21 protein-coding genes and 1 pseudogene are annotated in these 17,830 nt (G+C 66.4%); 12 read left to right on the top strand and 10 right to left on the bottom strand.

Features of this window, described 5'->3' with window-relative positions; translation table 11 throughout:
• Window positions 1–151: 151 nt before the first annotated feature.
• Together AC1DYK_RS28595 and AC1DYK_RS28590 are read left to right on the top strand one after the other, a co-directional pair.
• Window positions 152–1,081 (top strand): DNA-directed RNA polymerase subunit alpha C-terminal domain-containing protein, encoded by a 930-nt coding sequence (locus AC1DYK_RS28595; RefSeq protein WP_478169375.1) that lies wholly within the window; start codon window positions 152–154, stop codon window positions 1,079–1,081.
• A 255-nt stretch (window positions 1,082–1,336) separates the two neighbouring features.
• The gene (locus tag AC1DYK_RS28590; protein WP_478169374.1) at window positions 1,337–1,939 is read left to right on the top strand and encodes an H-NS family nucleoid-associated regulatory protein; all 603 of its coding nucleotides are present in this window, start codon (window positions 1,337–1,339) and stop codon (window positions 1,937–1,939) included.
• 11 nt (window positions 1,940–1,950) lie between these two features.
• On the opposite strand, the gene AC1DYK_RS28585 is transcribed toward AC1DYK_RS28590, so the two are convergent.
• The 5 genes from AC1DYK_RS28585 to AC1DYK_RS28565 all read right to left on the bottom strand — a co-directional run bounded on the left by AC1DYK_RS28585 (window position 1,951) and on the right by AC1DYK_RS28565 (window position 5,023).
• Window positions 1,951–2,544 (bottom strand): SRPBCC family protein, encoded by a 594-nt coding sequence (locus AC1DYK_RS28585; RefSeq protein ID WP_478169373.1) that lies wholly within the window; start codon window positions 2,542–2,544, stop codon window positions 1,951–1,953.
• A gap of 5 nt (window positions 2,545–2,549) precedes the next feature.
• Window positions 2,550–3,284, bottom strand: a complete 735-nt coding sequence (locus tag AC1DYK_RS28580; RefSeq protein ID WP_478169372.1) for a YceI family protein — start codon at window positions 3,282–3,284, stop codon at window positions 2,550–2,552.
• A gap of 1 nt (window position 3,285) precedes the next feature.
• A complete protein-coding gene (locus AC1DYK_RS28575; RefSeq protein WP_478169371.1) occupies window positions 3,286–3,843 on the bottom strand; it encodes a YceI family protein in 558 nt (185 codons plus the stop codon).
• Window positions 3,840–4,397, bottom strand: coding sequence for a cytochrome b (locus tag AC1DYK_RS28570; RefSeq protein WP_478169370.1), 558 nt, complete (start codon window positions 4,395–4,397; stop codon window positions 3,840–3,842). The genes AC1DYK_RS28575 and AC1DYK_RS28570 overlap by 4 nt, the downstream gene beginning before the upstream one ends.
• A gap of 359 nt (window positions 4,398–4,756) precedes the next feature.
• Window positions 4,757–5,023, bottom strand: a complete 267-nt coding sequence (locus AC1DYK_RS28565; RefSeq protein WP_478085787.1) for a hypothetical protein — start codon at window positions 5,021–5,023, stop codon at window positions 4,757–4,759.
• A gap of 82 nt (window positions 5,024–5,105) precedes the next feature.
• Between AC1DYK_RS28565 and AC1DYK_RS28560 the strand changes: the two genes are divergently transcribed.
• Complete coding sequence (locus AC1DYK_RS28560; protein ID WP_478169369.1) at window positions 5,106–5,654, top strand: hypothetical protein; 549 nt, start codon at window positions 5,106–5,108, stop codon at window positions 5,652–5,654.
• A 25-nt stretch (window positions 5,655–5,679) separates the two neighbouring features.
• On the opposite strand, the gene AC1DYK_RS28555 is transcribed toward AC1DYK_RS28560, so the two are convergent.
• Window positions 5,680–6,003 (bottom strand): DUF1161 domain-containing protein, encoded by a 324-nt coding sequence (locus AC1DYK_RS28555; RefSeq protein WP_478169368.1) that lies wholly within the window; start codon window positions 6,001–6,003, stop codon window positions 5,680–5,682.
• A gap of 144 nt (window positions 6,004–6,147) precedes the next feature.
• Between AC1DYK_RS28555 and otnK the strand changes: the two genes are divergently transcribed.
• Both otnK and AC1DYK_RS28545 read left to right on the top strand, forming a co-directional pair.
• The gene (otnK, locus tag AC1DYK_RS28550) at window positions 6,148–7,437 is read left to right on the top strand and encodes a 3-oxo-tetronate kinase (protein WP_478169367.1); all 1,290 of its coding nucleotides are present in this window, start codon (window positions 6,148–6,150) and stop codon (window positions 7,435–7,437) included.
• Window positions 7,434–8,108, top strand: coding sequence for a class II aldolase/adducin family protein (locus AC1DYK_RS28545; RefSeq protein ID WP_478169366.1), 675 nt, complete (start codon window positions 7,434–7,436; stop codon window positions 8,106–8,108). Before otnK ends, AC1DYK_RS28545 begins: the two co-directional genes overlap by 4 nt.
• Window positions 8,109–8,157: 49 nt before the next feature.
• Here AC1DYK_RS28545 and AC1DYK_RS28540 read toward each other — a convergent pair whose 3' ends face one another.
• Window positions 8,158–9,054: an AraC family transcriptional regulator gene (locus AC1DYK_RS28540; RefSeq protein WP_478169365.1), complete on the bottom strand. Its 897-nt coding sequence runs from the start codon at window positions 9,052–9,054 to the stop codon at window positions 8,158–8,160.
• Between the two features lie 102 nt (window positions 9,055–9,156).
• On the opposite strand from AC1DYK_RS28540, the gene AC1DYK_RS28535 reads away from it, so the two are divergent.
• The gene (locus AC1DYK_RS28535; protein ID WP_478169364.1) at window positions 9,157–9,942 is read left to right on the top strand and encodes an SDR family oxidoreductase; all 786 of its coding nucleotides are present in this window, start codon (window positions 9,157–9,159) and stop codon (window positions 9,940–9,942) included.
• 34 nt (window positions 9,943–9,976) lie between these two features.
• Here AC1DYK_RS28535 and AC1DYK_RS28530 read toward each other — a convergent pair whose 3' ends face one another.
• Window positions 9,977–10,666, bottom strand: coding sequence for a GntR family transcriptional regulator (locus AC1DYK_RS28530; RefSeq protein ID WP_478169363.1), 690 nt, complete (start codon window positions 10,664–10,666; stop codon window positions 9,977–9,979).
• 190 nt (window positions 10,667–10,856) lie between these two features.
• Between AC1DYK_RS28530 and AC1DYK_RS28525 the strand changes: the two genes are divergently transcribed.
• The 6 genes and pseudogenes from AC1DYK_RS28525 (at window position 10,857) to AC1DYK_RS28500 (ending at window position 16,323) form a co-directional block, all read left to right on the top strand.
• Window positions 10,857–11,834: a Bug family tripartite tricarboxylate transporter substrate binding protein gene (locus tag AC1DYK_RS28525; RefSeq protein ID WP_478169362.1), complete on the top strand. Its 978-nt coding sequence runs from the start codon at window positions 10,857–10,859 to the stop codon at window positions 11,832–11,834.
• Window positions 11,792–13,027 (top strand): DUF6929 family protein, encoded by a 1,236-nt coding sequence (locus AC1DYK_RS28520; protein ID WP_478169361.1) that lies wholly within the window; start codon window positions 11,792–11,794, stop codon window positions 13,025–13,027. Before AC1DYK_RS28525 ends, AC1DYK_RS28520 begins: the two co-directional genes overlap by 43 nt.
• A 158-nt stretch (window positions 13,028–13,185) precedes the next feature.
• Window positions 13,186–13,435: pseudogene (locus AC1DYK_RS28515) on the top strand (DUF1272 domain-containing protein).
• Window positions 13,436–13,509: 74 nt separating this feature from the next.
• Window positions 13,510–15,093 carry a serine hydrolase domain-containing protein gene (locus AC1DYK_RS28510; protein ID WP_478169360.1) on the top strand — a complete coding sequence of 528 codons (1,584 nt, stop codon included), beginning with the start codon at window positions 13,510–13,512 and terminating at the stop codon, window positions 15,091–15,093.
• Window positions 15,094–15,106: 13 nt separating this feature from the next.
• Complete coding sequence (locus AC1DYK_RS28505; protein WP_478169359.1) at window positions 15,107–15,853, top strand: tRNA-uridine aminocarboxypropyltransferase; 747 nt, start codon at window positions 15,107–15,109, stop codon at window positions 15,851–15,853.
• Window positions 15,850–16,323 (top strand): ASCH domain-containing protein, encoded by a 474-nt coding sequence (locus tag AC1DYK_RS28500; protein ID WP_478169358.1) that lies wholly within the window; start codon window positions 15,850–15,852, stop codon window positions 16,321–16,323. Before AC1DYK_RS28505 ends, AC1DYK_RS28500 begins: the two co-directional genes overlap by 4 nt.
• 77 nt (window positions 16,324–16,400) lie before the next feature.
• Here the strand turns inward: AC1DYK_RS28500 and AC1DYK_RS28495 are convergent, their stop codons facing one another.
• Both AC1DYK_RS28495 and AC1DYK_RS28490 read right to left on the bottom strand, forming a co-directional pair.
• The gene (locus AC1DYK_RS28495) at window positions 16,401–16,940 is read right to left on the bottom strand and encodes a response regulator transcription factor (RefSeq protein ID WP_478169357.1); all 540 of its coding nucleotides are present in this window, start codon (window positions 16,938–16,940) and stop codon (window positions 16,401–16,403) included.
• A gap of 638 nt (window positions 16,941–17,578) precedes the next feature.
• On the bottom strand, window positions 17,579–17,830 hold a 252-nt coding region (locus tag AC1DYK_RS28490; RefSeq protein WP_478169356.1), incomplete at its 5' end, for a DDE-type integrase/transposase/recombinase.

Genomic DNA, 17,830 nt, shown 5'->3' with positions numbered 1-17,830 from the left:
CTCTCAATACTCGGGCTTTGCCGCTGATTCGGCCCGCAAGGATCCCGAGGATCGGCGCGACCGGTCTTCGGACGCATGTATTGGTAGCTCCTCCTTTATGTCACGAAAGATACGATCCGTTGATGACCTCGCCCAACTTCCCGACGCCGAAATGCTGGCCTGCCTCGGCGCCCTGCGAACCGCCATCCATGAGGCCAAGCGCCAGCACGCGTCTGCGCTGCGCGAGCAGCTGATCCCGCCGGGCTCGCCTTTCAGCTTTCCATCGTTCGACTGGCGCCCCCGGGGTGCCCAGCGCTTCAGCATGCCCGACCAGCTCAGTCGCGAGACGCCGATCGATGAGATCTCGATGCGCGTGGGGGCCCGGGAGGCCCTCAAGAACCTCAGCATCTTCTGCATCGACGACCTCTCCGCGATCAGCGAAGAGGACTTGCTGAAAGAGGAGGCGATCGGTGCCAAGACCGTGGGCCGTCTGCGCGAAGCGCTGGCCCGCGTGGGCCTCGACTTTCTGCCGAATGCCACCGCGCTGCAGGGCCAGCGCCGCGGCGCCGAGTGGGCGCCGCCGACCGGGGTCGGCTTCAGGAAGTCCGAAGAGGCCGCGAAGCCACGGTTCGTCGAGGTCCGAGAGCGGTTGAGTGAACAAGCGCGCCAGGCGCGCGACTTGAGCGAGAGCATGGACTGGATGGGTCTGTATGCCTACCCCTCGCAGCTGATGAAGCTCAAGCCTGGCGACGTCGGTATTTTTGTCTGTCCGCCAGCGTGGAGGGGGCGGCTGGGCACGGTCTGCGGCGTCTGGGTCAAGGGGCGCACCGACTGGGCGTCCGGCTTTCCGCCCGGCACGCCTTGGAAGGAAGTGTTCTGGACCGAGGCGCACATCGATGGCCTGAAAGTGGTGCGCGCGCCTCTGCCCGGCCAGTCCGGCAGCGGCGAGCCCAGGCAATTCGTGTTCGCACCCCGTGTCGCCGCGTCGGCCTCCGAACCGGGCGTGGCCAAGCTCGACCAGGTGGTTTCGCGCTGGCGCGGCCTGTACGGCGCGGGTTCGCGCATGGACCCGGCCATTCACGGCCGGGCGATGTCCGACTGACACCGTGCCGTCAGGTGGCCGGGTCGATCGGCGTGCCCCGGCCTCTGGCCTCCCGGGAGTCCGTCGAAGCCCCGGGACACGCCCAATGATCTGGCGCGTTTTGTTGCTTTTCAAGGAAACAAAATGTATCTGCTTGTGAGATCGCCGAAGGGGCGACGTCTCCATCAGTCGCCGGCAAGCGCCACACGCTGTGCGACGGTTATCACGATCACGCGATGAGATGGGGTCGGCCGAGGGTCTTCACCAGATGAGGCGATGAGTGCGGACTTACTCTGGGAGAGGAAGGTAGTTAAGCTACCACTCCCGAATGGACGACGAATTCAACTCATGACTCAAACCTATTCCCAACTCCAGAACAAGATCGCGAAGCTCCAAAAGGCTGCCGACGCGCTGCGGCAGAAGGAAGTGGCGGGCGTCGTTTCGCGCATCAAGGTCGCCATCGAACACTATGGCTTGACGGCTCGGCAACTCGGCCTGGCCGACGGACCCGCGCCGGGCCAAGCCATGACCAGGGCCAAGCCGTCCAAGAAGGCGAGGCAATCCGGCAAGCCTGCGGCCGCCACGAAGCACAAGTACAGCAACGGCAATGGGCAGTCCTGGTCTGGACGTGGCCCGCGTCCGCGTTGGCTGCGCGAGGCGATCACTGGCGGCCGGGCTCTCGACGAGTTCCTCGCGACGCCTGGCGCACCCGCCAAAGCGATCGGCGCGGAGGCGAAGACCAAGACTGCCAAGCGCCGGCCGTCGACGGTGCTGTATCGCGATGGTGCCGGGAACTCATGGACCGGCCGCGGCCCGCAACCGCGCTGGATGAAGGAAGCCATCGCTGGCGGCAAGACGCTGGATGAGCTGATGAGCTGAAGAGCGCCTGGCTACTTCGCCGGCGCGCCGCGCGCGGCCGTGTCGCGGCGGACAATCTCCGCCACCAGCGCCTGGAACTGCTTCGCGAGGACCATCCGCACGATCACGGTGCCGATCACCGGCGGCACCGGGAACGCCGGCGTCAGGCCGCCCGCGTAGGACAGCCGCACCAGGCCCGACGGCAGCGGCTCGACCGCATAGCGGCCCTCCATGGCCCGGAGGTTGCCGCTCACGGCATGCGCGACGATCCGCCGCTGAGGTGTCTCGAGCACCTCCAGCCGCACCTCGATCGGCTGGCTGAAGAACAGGAAGGACAAATCACCGGCCAGGTCGACCTGCAGCTTGTCGCCGTCGCGCCGCACCACCTTCGAGCTGCGCATGAACGGGATGAATTCGGCGAGATGGTCGTAGTCCGAAATCACCGCCCACACCGTGCGCGGGTCGACCTCAAGGTCCGCCGAAGCCGTCACTGCGATGAAGCCCCCCCGGTTCTCGGCAGCGATGTCGAGTTGCTGCGCCATCGCCACGGCGTGCGTGCCCGGCGTCCCGAGCAGGAGCAGGAGCAGGGCCAGAGCCAGCAGGGTGGAGATCGTCCGGCCTGGCATCGCGGTCAATCCAGATCACCCGGCAGCACGGTCCGGCGCGACCGGATCCTGAAGCGCAGGCTCAACCGGTCCTGAACCTGCACCGCGCCGCCGAGGATGGAAAACGGCACGATGCCGAAGTCCGACTGGTTGAACTCGAACGAGCCACCGACTGCCATCGTGTCGGGTCCGGCCTCGGCCCGTGCCGGGACCACAAAGGTGCGCGTCACGCCGCGCAGCGTGATCGCGACATTCAGGCCCACGCCGGTGGCTGTGCGGTCGCCGCTGGCGACGCGGATCAGGGCATAGGGAAACCTCTGCGTCTCGAGCACCTTGTCGAGCATGTTGGCGCGCGTGCCGGCGATGTCGGATGCGCTTGGCCGGGTGTCCAGGCCCGCTTCGGCGCGAAGCAGCGGCTCGTCGACCGCGAGCTCCGCCAGCGGCACGAAAAGATCGGCGCGGCCGGCGTCCGGCGCGATCCATCCCTGAACCGCATGGCTGGCCACCACGTGATCGTGGCCGAGGTGCCCGAGCGATCCTCCTCGTCGCACCGTGACCACGACCAGCGATTGCGCGGCGTCCACGCGCTGGACCGAACGTCCCTGTGCCGCGGCCTCCTCGTAGGCCTTGCGAAGAGACATCTCGGGCGCCAGGGCTGTCGCGGAATCCGGCTCCCGTGCCGGCTCGCGGCCCTGCTGCGCGCACCCGGCCACCACCAGCGCGAGCAGAACGGCGCACTGCACCGCGTGCAGCCGGGTCACCTCAGCCGTCCTTGCGCAGCCGCACGCGGAACTTGATGGTCACGTCGGGGCCGATCACGTCGGTCGCGACCCATTCGCCGGTGCCGATGCCGAACGGCGCCCGCTTGACCACGAACTCGCCGTCCATGGTCGCGCCGTCGCCGGCTGGCGTCCAGCTGAACGGCACGTCGACCGGCTGCTGCACGCCCTTGAGCGTGAGCGTGCCGTGCGCCACGAAGCGATTCGCGACACGGGCGATGTCGGTGGCGCGGAACTGCGCCTGCGGGTGCTTGGCGAAATCGAACCATTCGGGGCCGGCGATCGCCTTGTTGATGTCGGTGCTGGCCATGTCCGCGCTGGCCACCTGGATGGTGACCTCGAGCCGACCGCCGGCCGGAGCCTGCGGATCGAAGCGGGCGCGGACGTCGAAGTCCTTGAACACACCCGGCGCCGGCACGGTCTCGAAGGAGGCGACGAACTCCAGGCGGCTGCCGGACGGCTCCATCTTCCAGTCGGCCGCGTGCGCGATCTGCAAAGCTGCGCAGGCGAGCAGCGAGACGAGACCGGCGAGTCTTTTCATTTTGGAAGCATCCTTGCAGGCAGCATGCGGATCAGCACATTGTCCCGCTGGATGAAGTGATGGCGCAGCGCCGCGCCGATGTGCACCAGCAGGAGCAAGGCCAGCAGCACGCCGAGCGAGAAATGCACGGTCGACGCGACATCCGCGACCTGCTTGTCGACCGCGGTGATGGATGGCAGCGGAAGGCGCCAGAAGATCTTGAACGGCACGCCCGAGGCGGAGGTGATGACCCAGCCGGCGAGCGGCATGCCGAGCATGACGAGGTAGAGCAGCACGTGGCTCGTGCGAGCCGCGGCCCGCTCCCAAGCCGGCATGCCGGCCGGAAGCGGCGGCGCGGGGGTCGCCAGCCTCCACACGAGACGCAGGACCACGAGGGTCAGAACCAGCATGCCGATGGACTTGTGCCAAACGAAGAGATCGATCTTGGTCGGCGACAGCCGCCAGGTCGCGGCCAGCCAGCCGAGCGCGAACTGCGTGAAGATCAGCAGCGCGATCAGCCAGTGCAGGAACTTCACGACCCCGTTCCAGGAGGGTTCGATGTCCGATGCCTTCATGCAGAGCCCGCGGTGCGCGCGAACGCCCGTCTCCTCGTAGCTGATTCCCTTTTACGGAAAGCGCGACAGTGTCGCGCATCGGCGGGAGTATCTGCTGCCAATGGCATGACGGCTACTGCCGGTCGCCATTGCCCACTTTGACTCCGCTGAGACCACGGACCTGCGTCCCCAAGGTGAGCAAATGCGCTGTATCCGCCGACAACAGTGACTTCCTGGTTCGCGAACGACCCGAGCGCTTCTTCTTCGTCGACGACTTTCCGAAGACGGCCCGCTACAAAAAATGCAGCAGGCTTTCCGGAGGCCTTGCGGCTTGCAATGGCTCCTCGACCTGGGTTCGAACCCGGTGAGGCGTCGCCTCGCTACTGCCCGACGACCGACCAGCCCGCCTGCTGGTTCGTCTTGTCGTTCTCGTACTCCCAGCGCGTGCCGCAGGCGTCGCACCGGTAGCTGGTGACGTTCACGGTGTGGCCGCCGCTGTCGCCGTCGCTGCGCTCTTCCTTGCGGCTGGACAGCTGCACCAGCTCCGCATGCCCGGGCGCGCGGCGCCAGTTGCGCTGGATGCCGGCGCATGAGGCGCAGAGCACCATCTTCTTCAATTCGGCCTGTCGGTTGGACTCGTTCGCCATGCGGCTTGTGCTCTCTCTGGAATGGTTCGCTCGGTCGAGCATGTTAGCGCGCACGGACCAGGAACGGCACAATGAGTCCACCATGCGTCCCCGGCTTCTCGTCCTTGTGATGGCCATCACGCTCGGCGCCGTCTGCAGCGCCGAGGTGGTTCGCTGCGCGGACGCCGCGGGCGATGTCAGCTACACCGACGGCGCCTGTCCCGCAGGCGCCCGCCCCGTGGGGCGCGTGGTGATCCCTCCGCCGGCCGATCCGGTCGTCGACGCCGACCGGGCGAGGCCATTGCAGCGCGAACCGACGGAGGCCGCCGCGCGCCCGCCGCCCGCACCCGCAGGCCCCATCGTCATCGACTCGCGCGGCCACAGCGGCAGCGGTGTGGAGCCGGCCGGCGATTCGCGCTGGAGCGATCGCGGTGCCGATGCCTGGGTGCCGGACGATGGCTACGCCGTCCCGGGCGCCTATCGCCGGCCGCTGCCGCCGCGCGACATGCGGCCGCGCGTCCGCCGCTGCGATGAAGCCGGTTGCGAGGACAGGCAGGGCAACCGGTACAACCATTCCGGACAGCTGGAACGCTACCAGAGCCTCGACGGCAGGACCTGCCGGCCGGTGGGGACGACCACGGTCTGCCGCTGAACGTGATCCCGCGCCGGCGCCGCCGCTATCGGGGGCAATCACCGCCGACGGACACGCTGCCGTCCTTGCATTCGGTCAGGATGGGTTCGCCGCGCGCGCGTGGCGCAGCGGCCCCGGGCTCGGCGCCGCGGTCGCGCTGGTAGACGATCTTCCGGCTGCCCAGTTCGCAACTGCCCACCACCTGGCCATCCGCGGTCGCCGCGGCATCGACCGTGGTGACCGTGAAGCGCGCCACGCCCGCCGCGGCGATCTTCGCCTCGATCTCGGCGCGCAGGGCCTCGCAGTTCTCGGCGGCGCTGGCGGCGCCGGCGAGAGCCCAGGCACAGCAAATCAGCCAGGGTTTGATCATGGGCGTCGATGCTCGCATGCGCCGACGCGATCCGCCAGCGCTTCTGCCGAACGGGCTCGACACAGATGTAGCGAAAGGTAGGCGCGCCGGTTCATCGGTCGCCGTGCTTGCGCGGCGACCCGGGCCTGTCAGTAAACTCGCCCCGTGACCTCACCCGCCCCCGCAGCCCATCCCATCCGCCTCGGTTGCATCGCCGACGATTTCACCGGCGCCACCGACCTCGCCAACAACCTGGTGCGCGCCGGCATGCGCGTGGTCCAGACCATCGGCGTGCCGGAAGGCCCGCTCGGCGCCGAGGTCGACGCCGTCGTGGTGGCGCTGAAGTCGCGCACCGTCCCCGCGGCCGAGGCCGTGGCGCAATCGCTGGCGGCGCTGCACTGGCTGCAGGCGCAGGGCGCCCGGCAGATCTACTTCAAGTACTGCTCCACCTTCGACAGCACGCCCGCAGGCAACATCGGCCCGGTGGCCGAGGCGCTGATGGACGCGCTGCACTGCGACTTCACGATCGCCACGCCGGCCTTTCCCGACAACAAGCGCACCGTGTTCAAGGGCTACCTGTTCGCGGGCGAGGTGCTGCTCAACGAGAGCGGCATGCAGAACCATCCGCTCACGCCGATGACCGATGCCAACCTGGTGCGGGTGCTGCAGGCGCAGTGCCGGCGCAAGGTCGGCCTGATCGACCACGTCGCGGTGGCGCAGGGCGCCGAGGCGATTCGCGCGCGCATCGCGCAGTTGCGCAGCGAGGGCGTGGGCATCGCGATCGTCGACGCGGTGTCCAACGACGACCTGCTGCGCCTGGGTCCCGCGCTGGCCGGCATGCCGCTGGTGACCGCCGGCTCGGGCGTCGCGATCGGCCTGCCGGCGAATTTCGGCATCGGCCCCTCATCGACCGCGAGTGCGCTGCCGGCGCCGACCGGTCACCGGGCGGTGGTGTCGGGCAGCTGCTCGCTGGCCACCAATCGCCAGGTGGCGGCGTTCATCGCATCGGGCCGGCCGGCGCTGGCGGTCGATCCGCTGCAGCTCGCGGCCGGCATCGACGTCGTCGGGCGGGCGCTGGCCTGGGCCGAGCCACTGCTGGACGGCGGCCCGGTGCTGGTCTATTCCACCGCCGACCCTTCGGCCGTGAAGGCGGTGCAGGGCCGCCTGGGCGTGGAGGAGGCGGGCGCGATGGTCGAGCGCGCGATCGCCGCGATCGCGCGCGGGCTGGTGGCGCGCGGCGTGCGCCAGTTGGTGGTCGCGGGCGGCGAGACCTCCGGCGCCTGCGTGCAGGCGCTGGGCATCGCGCAGCTGCAGATCGGCGCCCAGATCGACCCCGGCGTGCCCTGGTGCCATGCGGCCAGCGAGGCGGCCGGCGGCGCGGGCTTGCACATCGCGCTCAAGTCCGGCAACTTCGGCACCGACGATTTCTTCACCAAGGCCTTCGAGCTGCTGTGACGCACGAGCATCGCGCCCGCGAGGAAATCTGCCGCATCGGCCGCAGCCTGTTCGAGCGCGGCTACGTGCACGCCACCGCGGGCAACATCAGCGTGCGGCTCGACGACGGGTTCCTGATCACGCCCACCGATGCCTGCCTCGGCTTCCTCGATCCGGCCAGGCTGGCGCGCCTCGACAGCGGTCTGCGCCAGACCCACGGCGACCGCGCCAGCAAGACCATCGCGCTGCACGCACGCATCTACGGCGCGGCCGCCGGCTTCGATGCCGGCACGCGCTGCGTGATCCACACCCACAGCACGCACTGCGTGGCGCTCACGCTGCGTGAGACCGGCGACGAACTGCTGCCGGCCCTGACACCGTACTTCGTGATGAAGGTCGGCCACGTGCCGGTGATCCGCTACCACCGCCCGGGCGCACCCGAGACGGCGGCGCTGGTGGCCCAAGCCATCGAGCGCTATGGCGCCGCCGGCACGCCGATCCGCGCCGTGATGCTCGAGCGCCTGGGGCCCAACGTCTGGCACGACACGCCCGCCGCGGCGATGGCGGTGCTGGAGGAGCTCGAAGAAACAGCCAGGCTCTGGCTGCTTGCGAACGGGCCTGCGGATCCGCCCGATGGGCTCGGCGAGGCCGAGATCAACGCGCTGCGGCGCAATTTCGGGGCTCGTTGGTAATCGGGGGTGTGCGCAGTCCACGCGCTGAGGGTCACGATGGGGTCGCGTCTTATGGATGACGCGCGTAGCGACTGGGCGGTTGTCCGACATGGCGGCTGAACGCCGTGCTGAACGTGCTGGCCGAGCTGTAGCCGACTTTTTCAGCGACTTCGGTCATGGCTACGCCATGGCGGCTGAGCAGGGTCTTGGCCAGCGCCATGCGCCAGGCCAACAGGTACTCCATCGGGGGCACTCCCACGGCACGCGAGAATCGCTCGAAGAAGGTGGATCGGGACAGGGCGGCCTCCTTGGCAAGCGCCTCCACCGTCCACGAGCGCGCAGGCGCGCCGTGCATCAGCCGCAATCCAACGGCCACCCGGGCATCCGCCAACCCACGCAGAAGCCCGGCCGGGGCGCTGTCACGGGTATGGGAGCGCAGCGCCTCGACCAACAGCACCTCCACGAGCCTCCCCAGCACCAGGTCGCGGCCAGGTCGCGCTTCGATGCACTCTTCCCTGACCAGTTTCACCACCATCGACAGGCGCTCGATGCCTCGCACATGCAGCAGGGTTGGCAGCAGTGACACCAGCAACGCGGCGTCGGGTGAATCGAATTCGAAGTAGCCGCCCAGCATGCGCACATCCGGGGGGCCTTTGCGCCTGCCGTGGCGCAACTCGCCCTCTGGCGTCGGTGCCTGCTGGGGGTCGAAGAAAACCGGCACCGCCGGCTCCATGCCCGACAGCGTGAACCCGGGCGTCGCCGGCATCAGCACGAAGTCGCCCGCCTCCAGGGTCACAGGCTCTTGCTTGTCCACGGTCAGCACGCACAGGCCTTCCAGCATCGTGCAGAAACTGGGCTGGCCAAAGTCCGAGTAGCGCACGGCCCAGGAACCGGCGCCGCTGATCACCTTCGAGAACACTGCACGCGGTCGCAGCAACGTGATGACCTCCGCGAGTGGGTCCACCATGTCCGGACTCCTGCCAAAGAAAATCGGACTTCAGATTGTAGTGAGTCCGGACTTGACCCGATATCGTGAGGCCACCTTCCACTGCAACCAAGGAGTCTCGTCATGAAAACCATCCTGATCACGGGCTGCTCTTCCGGCTACGGCCTGGAGACCGCTCGCCATTTCCACGCCAAGGGCTGGAACGTCGTCGCCACGATGCGCACTCCGCGCGCCGGGATCCTGCCGCCATCGGCTCGACTGCGTGTGCTGCCGCTGGACGTGACCCGGCCTGAAAGCATCGCCCGGACATTGGAGGCCGCGGGGCCCATCGATGTCTTGGTGAACAACGCGGGCGTCGGTCTGTTCGGTGCCTTCGAGGCGACGCCCATGGAGACGGTGCGCGACATCTTCGACACCAACACCTTCGGCACGATGGCGATGACGCAGGCGGTCTTGCCGCAGCTCCGCGCGCGCCGGTCGGGCCTGGTGGTGAATGTGACTTCGAGCGCCACGCTGGCCCCCATGCCACTGGTGGCGGCCTACACCGCCAGCAAGACGGCCATCGAAGGGTTCACTGCGTCGCTGGCCTTCGAGCTGGAATCGTTCAACATCCGCGTCAAGCTGATCGAGCCCGGTTATGCGCCCACGACGCAGTTCACGGCGAATGGCGCGCAGCGAATGCAAGGGCTGATCCCGGATGCCTACGCGTCCCATGCCCAGTCGATCTTCGCCGCGCTGGGCCAGCCCGCGGCCGTCACGACCGCACGGGATGTGGCGCAAGCCGTGTGGCATGCCGTGAACGATGCCTCTGCACGGCTGCGCTATGCAGCCGGTGCCGACGCGGTCGCGCTCGTGGGGCAGAACGCAGCGTGCGCCGGCATGATTGGCGACTGCGAGGTCGCGTCGTGATGCCCAAGGTCCCGCTGAGAGGCCGCTGCCTGGCTCATGTGCGAGTGGCCGCCGACTCGGAAATGTGCCTGGCGTAGACCGCGAGCACGATGCGCTCGGATTGAACCAGGTACTCGTTGAGCGCCGCAGCTGCACCGGGAAAGCTGCCGGCTTCAGCAAGTTCGAGGATCTTCACGTTCATGTCGACGTAGGGCGCGTGCAGGAACTCGGCGTCGCGCAAGAAGCCGAAGGCCAGGCGCAGTTCGGCAAGCACCGGGGCGAACAACAGGTTGAGCCGTTCGCTGTCGGCCAGCTCGACGATTGCCATGTGAAATGCCATGTTGGCGGTACCCACGTCGACCCAGTCGCCGCTGTCCCGGCAGCGAAGCTGGGTTTCCACCGCCTCGCGCATCTTCTTCTTGGCCGGGTGGCGCGGGTAGGCCTGCGAAAGTGCCTGGCATTCGATCAGCCGGCGCACCCGGTAGATGTCGATGATCGACGCGATGCTCGGGATGGCCACGAACACTCCCCGGTTCGGTGCGTGCTTGACCAGGCCGTCCTTGGTCAGCATGCGGAACACCTCGCGCAGCGTGTTGCGCGAAATGCCCAGGCTCTCGCTCAGGGCCTGCTCGGACAGGCGCTGGCCGGGCAAGAACTCGCCCTGCGTGATCTTCTGCCGCACCTGCTCGGCCATGCGTTCGCCCAGCGCCTGGGCTGCGGGGGAGGGGGTTTCGGGCGGGGCCATTGGGGTGGGTTTGTAGCAGATCCTGCTGCCCATGGCCCATGATTGTTCAACAAAACGAGGGTATCCACTTAGAAAGAGACGGGCATCATGCCTTTTGTTCCGGAATGAATTGTTCAACAATACAAAGCCAATGATTCAACCACATGTTCCGATTGGTCGAGTCATACACCCAACCCAACTGGAGTGCCCGATGACTGTTTCCTCCCTGAATGCTCTCGCCGCTGTCGCGCTGCTTGTCGCCGGTGCCCAGCCGGCCTGGTCCGCCGACTATCCGACCAAGCCGATCAAGATCGTTGTGCCGTACTCGGCCGGTGGCTCCACCGACACCCTGGCGCGAGTGGTCGCAGAGCGACTGGGCAAGCGCCTCGGGCATGCGGTGGTGGTCGAGAACAAGCCGGGCGCCAGCGAGCAGATCGCCATCGCCAGCGTCACCAAGGCCGCGCCCGACGGCTACACGATCCTGCTGTCCACGCTCAGCGGGTTGGCGGTCAACCCGGGCCTATACGGCGCGCGGCTGCCCTACAACCCGCAGAAAGACCTCACGCCAATCGTGTTGGCGGCCACCGTGCCCAGCGTGGTGGTTGTGCACCCGTCGGTGCCAGCGAAGAACATGACGGAGCTGGGCGCGTACCTGAAGAGCAAGCCCGGCGCAGTCAGCTATGCCTCGGCCGGCCCAGGGACCCCCAGCCATCTCGGCATGGAGTACTACAAGAAGGCGAACGGATTCGACCCGGTGCATGTGCCCTACAAGGGAGGCGCCCCGGCGTTGCAGGAGGTGATGGGCGGGCAGGTGCAGTTGATGATGGCGCTCGTGCCCGAAGCGATGCCGATGGTCAAGAGCGGACGCATGCGCGCGCTGGCGGTGACGACCACCAAGCGCTTGGCCGCCTATCCCGACTTGCCGACCGTGGCGGAGTCGGGCGGCAAGGACTTCGACATGACCTTCTGGTACGCCTTCATGGCACCGGCCGCCACGCCCGCCGAGATCGTGACCACGCTGAACCAGGCGATCGACGGCATCCTGGCCGAGAAGGAAGTCCGTTCCCGGCTCGACGAGATGAGTCTCGACGTGGTCGGTGGCCCGCCGGCGAAAGTGACCGAACTCATCAAGAACGATTCCGCCAAGTGGAAGAAGGTGATCGACGACGCCGGCATCAAGGTCGACTGATTCCTGGCACCGGCCAGCACCTGCGCGGAGAACACATCGAAGGTGTCCTGCTATCGCTCGGTGCGCTGAGCGCTCACATCAAGTCAGAGGGGCGTTCCGGGCCTTGTCGCTTCGAATCTGTAGCGGCAATGGCCGGGACCGGACGTTCGGGCCTCCTCGGGCTATGCTCGCGGCGCTTTCTTCAAGAGATGGTTGCTATGAACAAGAGACTTGCCGCTTCACTGGTGCTGGCCATGGCTGCGTGGAGTTCGTATGCCGCAGACATCGGCATCGTCATCGCCGGGCCCGTGGTCAAGAAAAATCTTCCTTCCGGCTCCGGCATGGCCTGGCACGCGGGAAGGTACTTCGTGGTCGGGGACGATTCCCCCTATCTGTTCACGCTGAATCGCAAGTTCGCGATCACCGATCGTTCCCTGCTGCAGGACTTTCCGGTTCAAAAGAACGGCCGCATCGCCAAACACATCAAGCCGGACTACGAGGCGATGGCCACGGTGGTGTGGAACGGGGCTGTCTGGAATCTGATCCTGGGCTCCGGCGGCAAGAAGGGGGCGCGGGAAACCGGACTCCTGGTCGCCACGGATGGCAAGTCCGCCTCGCAGGTACGGGACATGGCCGTGCTTTACCGGGACTTCGCCGCGCTCGCGGGTTTCAAGGGCGGCCAGATGGTCAACATCGAGGCCCTGGCCGTGGCCCATGGCGATGCCTATTTCTTCAACCGGGGCAACGCCGACCGGAATCTCCTTTTCAAGGTGGCGCTCGACGACCTCATGGCCTACATGAGCGGCAAGGCCGACAAGATCCCGGAGATCCGCCTGCATGAGGCCAGGCTGCCGCAACTCAACGGGATCGAGGCGGGATTCTCGGGTGCCGACTACTGGCCCGAGATCGACAGCCTGGTCTACAGCGCGTCCGTGGAGGGCTCCGACAACGCCTACGCCGACGGTGCGGTGCTGGGCAGCTACCTGGGGCTGATCCCCCTGTCCACGTTGAAAGATGGTGCGCCACTGGACCTGACCCGAAGCGCGCAGCGCCTGTCCAAGGCCGGAGCGCCGCTCAAGACCAAGGTGGAGTCCATCGCGCTGACGCACACGGGACGGCGTCGCGCCACCGGTGCCCTGGTCAGCGACAACGACGACGGCAGCAGCGAGTTCTTCGACGTCGTGTTGACCATCAAGCCTGCGCCGCTGCATTGATCTCGCCCTGGACGCGGTCGGGTCTGCACGTCGTTGACCGTTGCCGGCCGACGCCCGGATTACGATAAGCTGAGTTCCAGCCACCAGCAGTCATATCAAGGCGGCGCCGGTACGGGTTCGCTCAAGCTGCTCCGATCATGCCAACCGAGATCTTCGCCATGCTCCAAATGCGTCCCGGGTGCGAGTGTTGTGATCGAGACTTGCCGCCGGATTCGGCTTCCGCACGGATTTGCTCCTTCGAGTGCACGTTCCTGCAGCGATTGCGCCGGCCAGCGCCTGGGCGGAATCTGCCCGAACTGCGGCGGTGAGTTTCTTCCGCGTCCGCGCCGCTTGGCCAGCAAGCTCGAGAAATACCCGGCTTCGACCACGCGGGTGTTCAAGCCCGAAGGTTGCGCAGCCGCACCCTGAGCTTCACCCTGCCAAGCGCGGTCGCGTCGCCGATCGGACGTTTCCGCTCAACCTTCAAAAAAAGAAGAAGAACGATGAGACTGCGCACTCTCTTTCATTTTTCGAGCGCCTCACAAGAGGTGCTGCCCGTGACTCCATGGCTGGCGGTGGCCGCGTTGCTCGCTGCTTGCGGAGGAGGTGGCGGTGGCGGTGTCGTTGGCGGCGGCACCACAACCGCTGCCCCAGCCGCCCAGACGTCCGCTCAACTGCCGGCCAAAGAGGCGCTCATCGCTCGGGCGCGAGCCCTGGAACTCGACACGACCTACGTGCCGCCACCCGGCGATCCGCTGGAGCACCACACCGCCGGCTATGCCAAGACGATGTGTTCGGCGGTGTTCATCACCGGGCTGGATCCCGATTTCGCGGCCGAGAGCGTCGGCTACTTCACGGCACCGTATGAGCAACGCAAGAAGGTAGGAAAGCCGGTGATCGACCGTGCGCGGAAAGAAATCCGCATCACGATCCCGAACGGCCCGACCCTGGTCGCGCGCCACTTTGGCTCGCAGGGTTGCATCACCCTTCCGTCTGGCCAGGACGACGTCTTCTTCAAGCCGGTGGAGATCAAGAGCGCATTGCCGGATCCAGCGGAAGTACCCTGGCCGATGGGGGACGTGTTGCCCACCGACCCGCCACCGGCCGGCGTCAACATGGCGAAAATCAGCCAGGCCGTGGATGCCGCGTTTGCGCCCGACGCGTACACCGAAGCGTTCGTGGTCACGCACAAGGGGCGGCTCATGGGCGAGCGCTACACGAACGGCATGGGGATCACAACGCCGCTCCAATCCTGGTCCATGGGCAAGAGCGTGATTGCGACGATGATGGGCGTTCTTGTCCAGCAAGGCGTCTATCAGCTCGACCAGCCCGCGCCCATTCCCGAGTGGCAAGGCGCCGGCGACGGCCGGCAGAAGATCCGCATCTCGGACATTCTTCACATGTCGAGCGGGCTGCGCATCAAGGCGCCGGACGATCCGGACTTCGACCCCAACGGCTCCTACCCCGATCACCTTTACTTTTACACCGGACGGAACAACGCGTTCACTTACGCAGCGACCCGGCCTCAGCAGTGGCCCCCCAACACCGTGGGCCGCTACCGCAACACCGATCCGGTACTTGCAAGCTACTTGATTCGCCTCGCAGTCGAGAAGCGCGGCGAGGACTACCTCTCGTTTCCGCAGCGCCATCTCTTCGACAAGATCGGTATCCGCAGCATGGTGATGGAGACCGATCCCCACGGCAACTTCCTCACGCAAGGCTACGAGGCGATGTCGGGGCGCGATTGGGCGCGCCTGGGCAATCTCTACCTGCAGGACGGCGTATGGAAGGGTGAGCGGATCCTGCCGGAGGGGTTCGTGAACTTCGTGAGCACCGTCGCCCCCGCCTGGGCGGCGGACAAGCGCATGATCTACGGTGGCTTCTTCTGGATCAATGGAGCGGCGACCTATGCCGTGCCCCAGACCGCGTACTACATGTTGGGTGCGGGCGGCCAGTTCGTGTTCGTGGTTCCATCGCACGACCTGGTCGTCGTACGCCTGGGCCACGACAAGGGGGAGCGGGCCGGAGTGGCCAGCCTCAATAAGGCACTTGCGCTGCTGATGGAAGCCGTGCCTCGCGCGCAGTAGCGAAAATCGCCGCATGCCCCACGCCGTCTCCCTCCTGCGCGCCGCCCGCTTGGCGCGCAGCGTCAAACCCTTTCTCGCCCGTGGCGGCTTCAAGCGCGAGCGCTGCGCGGGCTGCCGGCTCGTCCCCAGCCATTGCATGTGTGCCTTGCGCCCGTCGGTGGCCACACGCGCAGGAGTGTGCCTGCTCATGGCCGATATCGAGCCGCTCAAGCCAAGCAACACGGGCTGGCTGATCGCCGACGTGGTGGCCGATACCTTTGCCTTTGGCTGGGCGCGCACCGAAACCGACCCCGCACTTCTGGCCCTGCTGGGCGATCCGCAGTGGCAACCCTACGTGGTGTTTCCGGGCCAGTATGCGGCGCCCGAGCGGGTGGTGCGCACCGTGCAGCCGCCTGAGACCCGCAGTGGTGTGACCGGAAAACGCCCGCTGTTCATCCTGCTGGACGCGACCTGGGCCGAGGCCCGCAAGATGTTCCGTCGAAGCCCTTACCTGGACCCACTGCCGGTGCTGAGCCTGCAGCCTGACCAGATATCGCGCTACAAGCTGCGCCGCTCCGGCCGCGACGACCACTTCTGCACCAGCGAGGTGGCTGCCTTGTGCATGAACCTGGCGGGAGATCACCTTGCCGAGCAAACCTTGGAGGCCTACCTGGCGGTATTCACCCATCACTATCTGCACGCGAAGAACCAGCAGCCCATTGCCTGGGATGGCACGGCGCACCAGCGGTTGCGCGAGGTGTCTCTCTTGGGAAAAGCATGAACATTCCCTCAAGCATCGCCACATTCTGGGACGCCTTCTGCGCCGAGATGGGAGAAGACTGCTCCGCCCGATTCTTCGAGGCGTTCCACTTCGATGACAACGAAGCCGATGCCGACGCACTTGCGGCCCTGGTACTCGCAGGCGTCAAGCAGGCCACTGCCAGTCTCGTCTGGTCGTTTGAGAATTCAGGCGGCTCGCCACCCCAGCCGGGCGCCCTCAGTGTGGTCACCTGCTGGGACGGAAAGCCTGCATGCATCATCGAGACGCTGAAGGTCGAGGTCGTGCCCTTCGAGCAAGTCGGCGCAGAGTTCGCCGCGAGCGAGGGGGAGGGCGATGGATCGCTGGCGTACTGGCGCCGCGTTCACTGGGACTACTTCGGCCGGGAGTGTGCGCGCTTGGGCCGAGCACCGAGTCGGGTGATGCCTGTTGCGTGTGAGAGGTTCAGAGTTATCTACAGAGCCAGCACCTGAAGGCGCGACCTCTTCGTGTTCGTGACGCAAGGCTCCCGAAAATCCGAAGCTAAGGTGTGCCACCTTTGCCTTGGCGTTCACACGATGGACTCATGATCTGCGCGCAGCATTCCAAGCGCGCGAACCAGGTCCGGCACGCCACGGGCGGCCATCTTCACCAGCGCTTTGGCTCGATAGACCTTGACCGTGCGCGCGGAAATCTCAAGGGCCTCGGTGATTTCCTTGTTCCGATGCCCGGCGCCCACCAGATGCGCGACTTCTTGTTCACGCGGGGTGAGCGACGCGTAGCACGTTCTCATTCTGCCCAGTCGCATCTGTCTGCTGCGCTGCGCGAGCCCCTTGGCCATGGCATTGTTGATTGCGTTCACGAGCGCCGCATTGCCGAAGGGCTTCAGAAGCAAGTCGGAGGCGCCAGCCTTTAGCACGGACACGACATCTGCCGGGCTCGGCCTTGTCGCGATAACGATGCCCGGCACACCACAATCCGCTCCCTGGGCCAGCAGCGCCAGGATTTCTTTCGGTATTTCGCGCGCATCGATGTCGACGACAAGACAGCCTGCTTCGCCGCCAATTCCCGACTCCGCAAACGACTCCCAGCACGCGTGGGCGCGAACCACGTGCCCTTCATTCCGAAAGGTCTGATCCAGAATCGTGTGAATTTCACCATCTACCCCGACCAGGCGAACGACCCCTCTGTCGCCCCCGGTTCCCATACAAACAATACTCACACTCCTCGCCACCCTCTAGGTTTCTCTGGCCTCGAAAGGGCCTCTAACAATAAAAATGAGGCACGTTGCCTGGCTGCCGATCAAGGATGACCGGCAGGCCTGGAGGCGCGATCGCTGACGCGAAGGCCTCTCAGATTTGAATCAGACGAATTGAAATCGGCCGCCCGGCCGGCATCACCGCCAAGGCTCTCGCCAGCACACTCACCCGATGGAGCGCGCAGCTGATCAACGAGACCTCCTCGCCGGCCACCTACACGGTGACCGCGTCGGCGGGCGCCGAAGCATCCAACACGAAGTCGCTGCTGTAGGAACTCAGCGAAGATTTCAGTAGCTCCTAGGAGCTTCCACTCTACCTGCACGCTACTTTTCAGTAGTTTCGCTCAGACAAGATTTCAGTTTCCTACGCGGATCAACGGCCACGCACGCAGCCTTTGATGGTCTTGGAAGCCGGGAGCGAGCGCGGAACAGACCGCGGGGCGTTGTCACGTTGACAGTGAATGGTCGCAAAATCGGCAGGAGGTTGCGATTCAGAAGGCCGCAGACGGATTTTCGGTGAGGCCCGTGAAAAGACGCCAGGCGTCGAAACGCGCAGCCAGTTGCTTGCGATAGAGCGATGCGCGCCGCAGATGGCGCTTGAGCGCGAAGTGCTGGCGGATGGGACCGAAGCTCGACAGAAAAGCCTGGGCGCGCTCAAGCCTGCGAAGGCCTCGCATGCGCCGCTCGCGCTCACGGGTGGGTTGATGGCTGTTCTCGGCGCGGTTGTTCGCGCGGGCGCAGGC

The sequence above is a fragment of the Variovorax sp. P2_H12 genome (assembly GCF_056403395.1).
This window is presented reverse-complemented; position numbering and strand designations above follow the sequence as displayed.